Origin of the sequence: Klebsiella sp. C360, assembly GCF_048822415.1 — a bacterium.
Lineage (GTDB): Bacteria > Pseudomonadota > Gammaproteobacteria > Enterobacterales > Enterobacteriaceae > Klebsiella > Klebsiella quasipneumoniae.
The window spans coordinates 1-769 of sequence record NZ_JBMEZZ010000057.1 but is presented as its reverse complement, the minus strand read 5'-3'; the positions used below and the strand labels follow the sequence as shown (position 1 = coordinate 769).

Below are 769 nucleotides of genomic sequence, written 5' to 3'. Positions count from 1 at the left end.
CGGTAATGACTCCAATTTACTGATAGTGTTTTATGTTCAGATAGTGCCCGATGACTTTGTCATGCAGCTCCACCGATTTTGAGAACGACAGGGACTTCCTGCCCAGCCTTGCCAGATGCTGTCTCAGATTCAGGTTGTGTCGCTCAATTCGCTGCGTGTAACGCTTACTGATGACGTGCAGTTTTCCCTTCAGACGTGACTCATACATCGGCCAGCCGTCCGTCATCCATACCACCACGTCAAAAACTGACAGCAGGCTCAGAAGACGCTCCAGTGTGGCCATAGTGCGTTCACCGAAAACGTGGGCTACCACCGCCCTGCGTATCCTGTCATACGCGTAAAACAGCCAGCGCTGACGTGATTTTGCACCGACGTAGCCCCATTGCTCGTCCATCTCCGCACAGACAATGACATCACTGCCCGGCTGTATCCGGGAGGTTACTGACTGCGGCCTGAGTTTTTTAAATGGCGCAAAATGGTGTTGAGGCCCACGCCCATTAGTCGTGCGGTGGCACGGCAACCGACGCCGTTCATAGCCATATCAATGATTTTCTGGTGTGTACCGGGCTGAGAAGCGGCATAAGTGAAGGTGAGCTGCCATGTTTTACGGCAGTGAGAGCAGAGATAACGTTGATGCCCGGCAGTACTTTTGCCATTACGCATCACGCCTTCAGTAGCGGAACAGGAGGGACAGCAGACGGAGACTGAAGCCACGGGAGCACCTCAAAAACACCATTATACACTAAATCAGCAAGTTGGTAGCATCACC

The 769-nt window shown here is 52.5% G+C and carries 1 protein-coding gene; it reads right to left on the bottom strand.

From position 1 onward, the window contains the following. Positions 1-16 precede the first annotated feature (16 nt). A protein-coding gene (locus tag ACOI7D_RS27815; protein WP_223174630.1) for an IS1 family transposase occupies positions 17-714 on the bottom strand; the annotation gives its coding sequence in 2 pieces (ribosomal slippage) (positions 17-465 and positions 465-714; 699 coding nt in all). Positions 715-769 lie beyond the last annotated feature (55 nt).